This is a genomic window from Bradyrhizobium sp. (assembly GCF_049581145.1).
In the GTDB taxonomy this organism is placed as follows: Bacteria; Pseudomonadota; Alphaproteobacteria; order Rhizobiales; family Xanthobacteraceae; genus Bradyrhizobium.
In genome coordinates, this window is the sequence record NZ_JBAURI010001127.1 from 1 (window position 1) to 3772 (window position 3772).

Here is a 3772-nt window from a genome sequence, read left to right on the forward strand (position 1 = left end):
CTCCCGGAGTCACTATACGGCAGAGAGAAAGTTCTACGAGCTAGAGATTCTGAACATGGTAGAAAGCTACATGTTCGGCCGCTGGAAAATGTGGCGTCTGATCGGCGGCGCTACCATTGTGATTGGCGCGGACGTGTTTGCCTTTAATCAAGCATCTCAGGAAGTAACGGCAGGCGCTGTACGCACTATCTGCCCATGGCTTTCATCCGGTGATGCCATCTTACTTTCCTACTCCGTGGTTTTTCTGGTATATGTCCTCGTCATAGAGTCGTGGCTTTGGTTGAATCGGATACGGACATATCTTCGCCTGGACACGCTGGAATATCTCAACGGGCTATATCACTTGTCGCCTCGATAGATCGGGCCGAGGCGACTCGTCATTTGTGGCCTCTCGGCGACTCCGAACACTCCGTCAAGCGATACCGGACAATCACCGAATTGCTCCGCGTCAACCCGCCGACGGACGCGGCGAATGCCAGCCGCTGATGTTTTAGAGAACTCGACCATTCGGGTACTCGTCCCGGATAACGCCGACAAATTGGATACTCAAAAACCGCGGGCCGCTGGTATGACAGACCGCGCCTGTTTCGCACCAGAAACAACTTCTCCGGCCGATCACAAATGTCACCGTCTAGGCACCTACCCCAACGGGCATCGCCCCAGAGGTCGTTGTACGAAGTCGGAAGGTGCCTCGGTCTCGCACGCGGTTAAACGGATCGAGAACGGTCGATGATCATATCGACGGCAATGCGAATGAGAATCTCGCTCCGCCCTCCGCCCTGTTTTCCGCGCGCAATTCTCCGCCGTGTTCCCGGACGATACCATAGCTGATCCAAAGTCCCAGACCGGTACCTTCGCCGACGCGCTTCGTTGTAAAAAACGGTTCGAAAATTCTGTCCAATATGTCATCGGATATGCCGGCGCCGTTGTCGGAAATCTCGATCTTGATGTCGTTGCGGTCGCGAAACGCTCTGACCAACAACTCCGGCAGTGCGGCGTCGCGCATTGCATCCATGGCATTGTCCACCAGATTCACGATGACCTGATGCACTTGTCCTTCATTTCCCGAGACGATCAAGTCAGGCTCAATATCGATTTTGATTTCCACTTTTGTTTGTTTTGGCCGCACGGCCCAACGAACCGCGGTTTCGAGGACCCGATCGATGTGGAATTGCTGTTTTTCGTTGGTCTGGCTGAACGACAGGCGCCGGAGGTTCTTGACGATATCCGAAACCCGGACCGCGCCCTCCAGCGTGCCATCGATCAGCGGTCCGATGTCCTTGAGCAGGGCTTCAATCCTCAGCTTCTTTCGCAGTTCAGCCAGATCTTCACTCGTCGTATCGCCATGAACGGCGCCGATATATTCGACCAGCCGCTGCCGGTAACGCTCCAGCGTGTGCATGTTGCCATAGACAAAACTGATCGGATTATTCAGTTCGTGCGCCACCCCGGCAACAAGCCGGCCGAGGCTCGCCATCTTCTCCTGCTCGATCAGCTGTCGTTGGGCGCGCTGCAGTTCGCCGTGTGCCTTGTGAAGCGCTTCATAGGCCCGCCGCAATTCGCCAACGGGCCGTCCCGTGAGCACAACGCCAAGATAACGCCGGTCGTGATCATAGCGCGCCGCGCTGTTGAGGGAAAACAGATCGGAGAGGCCCCTCGCCGTTGCGAACCGCAATTCGCTGTCGATCACATCGCTCGGCAATCTGGGTTTCAACAAATGTTCGATCCGGGTCGCGTCCCCTGTATCGACAAAGTGCGACAGCCGCCGTCCAACGATGTCCTGGTCGGGCTGGCCGATGATGCGGACGAAAGCGGAATTGACCTGCTGAATCAGCCCGTGAGAGTCGCAAACGATCAGAACGTCGGAGACCGATTCGATGACACTGGAGATGAACGTCTGCGCTTCTTCCAGCTCGGCGTTCTTGCCTTCCAGCTCGGTTTCATAGCGAAGCAGATCCGAATAGACTTCATCCATTTTGCGGATGACTTCGATCCACGCGCCCTCGCGCTCGCCATCGAGTTCGAAGGTTCCGGGATATGCGATCTTTCCGAGCAGTCCTTCAGTCTGCTCGTCGCCCGGAATTCTCCTCGTCATCATAGGTGTCTTTCTTCAGGTCGTAACGCGAGAGCTTGCTGCGCAACCCTACCCGGGACAAGCCGAGGGCTCCAGCGGCGCGACTGATATTGCCATTAAATCGTTCGAGACATTCGGCAATCGCCGCCTTCTCCAGCGCCTCGACCTTGATCTTCAGGGTGGAGGAGCCGTTCATCTTCAGCGCTGATCGGAAGGGATCGCGATGATCTCGCAACCGGCTGGAAAGCGACGATGTTTCCAACCTGTCGCCATCTGCCAGCACGACCATGCGCTGGATCTCGTTCTGCATTTCGCGCACGTTGCCGGGCCAGGAATACTGTTTCATTTCATCGAGGATCGAGGCGGCAAAGCCCTTGATCTCGCGATTGAAAGCGGCCTTGACCTCGGCAAGAATCCGCTCCGCTATCAGCGGAATATCCATCGTACGCTCGCGCAATGCCGGCATGTGAATCGGGAACGCGGCGAGGCGATAGTAGAGATCGCGGCGGAATCGACCGGCTTCCACCTCTGCCTCGAGATTGCGGTTGGTCGCGGCCACAACCCGAACATCGACCTTGCGGGCACGTTGGGCGCCGAGCGGACGGATTTCGCTCTCCTGAAGCACGCGCAGCAGCTTGACCTGGAACGCTGGCGAGGTTTCGCCGATTTCGTCAAGGAATATCGTTCCGTCATTCGCGACCTCGAACAGCCCGATGCGATCCTGATAGGCGCCGGTGAAGGCGCCTTTCTTGCTGCCAAACAATTCACTTTCCAGCAGTTCGTCGGGCAGCGCGCCGCAGTTCTCGACGACGAACACCTTGTTTGCCCGCGCCGAATGATAGTGGATTGCGCGCGCCAGCAATTCCTTGCCGGTTCCGGATTCACCGGTGATCAGCACCGAAATATCGTAGTCCGAGGCCCGCCTCGCCAGATCGATGACGCCGTGCATCGGGCTCGACGGAGCATGGACGATGCGGTCGAAATCATAGAGTTGCCGCGCAGCCCCCCGCTTCTCGGTAATCACCTGCTTGACCCGGTTCGGCGTCAGCTTGACATCGACGCTTGCGGTCTCGGTCTCCTTCTGCAGGCGAAACAGCTGCACGGCGCCTTGCACGATCTCGACCAGTTTCTCGGGATGCCAGGGCTTGGTGATGTATTGATAGATGCCGGCTTCGTTGACACCGGCGATGATCTCCTCGGAATCCGAGTAGCCGGAGATGATCATCCTCACCGGATCAGGCCAGAGATCGCGGACGCGCTTGAGAAACTCGACGCCGGACAGACCAGGCATGCGCTGATCACACAAGATGACATGCACCATGTCGCCTTGCAGAAATTTTTCCGCCTCCTGGGCATCCTTGGCGCACAGCACTTCGAATTCGTCGTCGAGGACGCGACGCAACGCTTCCAGCGAACGGATTTCGTCGTCGATGACGAGAACGGTGGCGGGTGTGCTCATACCGGCCCCGTACCTCAACAGATCCGTGGCAGCTGCTCGCCGGACAGCCAATCGACAATCCGGCCGCCACCGAAGCTTGTCGTCATCTGCACAAAGCGATGATCGTCTTCGACCACCTGTCCGATATCCACCGCGTCGCGGCCGAGCGGATGCGCCCGCATCGCCGCCAGCAAGCCGGATGCGGCCTCTGGCGCGACGATCGCGACCAGCTTGCCTTCGTTGGCGACGTTGAGCGGATC

At 57.9% G+C, this 3772-nt stretch carries 4 protein-coding genes; 1 reads left to right on the forward strand and 3 read right to left on the reverse strand.

The features are described 5' to 3' along the window. On the forward strand, positions 1–358 hold a 358-nt coding region (locus WCB02_RS36105), incomplete at its 5' end, for a hypothetical protein (protein ID WP_423966357.1). A gap of 375 nt (positions 359–733) precedes the next feature. On the opposite strand, the gene WCB02_RS36110 is transcribed toward WCB02_RS36105, so the two are convergent. The 3 genes from WCB02_RS36110 to WCB02_RS36120 all read right to left on the reverse strand — a co-directional run. Beyond that, the gene (locus WCB02_RS36110) at positions 734–2098 is read right to left on the reverse strand and encodes a sensor histidine kinase (RefSeq protein WP_423966359.1); all 1365 of its coding nucleotides are present in this window, start codon (positions 2096–2098) and stop codon (positions 734–736) included. Beyond that, on the reverse strand, positions 2061–3533 hold the full coding sequence (locus tag WCB02_RS36115) for a sigma-54-dependent transcriptional regulator (RefSeq protein WP_423966362.1): 1473 nt from the start codon (positions 3531–3533) through the stop codon (positions 2061–2063). The genes WCB02_RS36110 and WCB02_RS36115 overlap by 38 nt, the downstream gene beginning before the upstream one ends. Before the next feature lie 14 nt (positions 3534–3547). Further along, on the reverse strand, positions 3548–3772 hold a 225-nt coding region (locus tag WCB02_RS36120; RefSeq protein WP_423966365.1), incomplete at its 5' end, for an AIR synthase-related protein.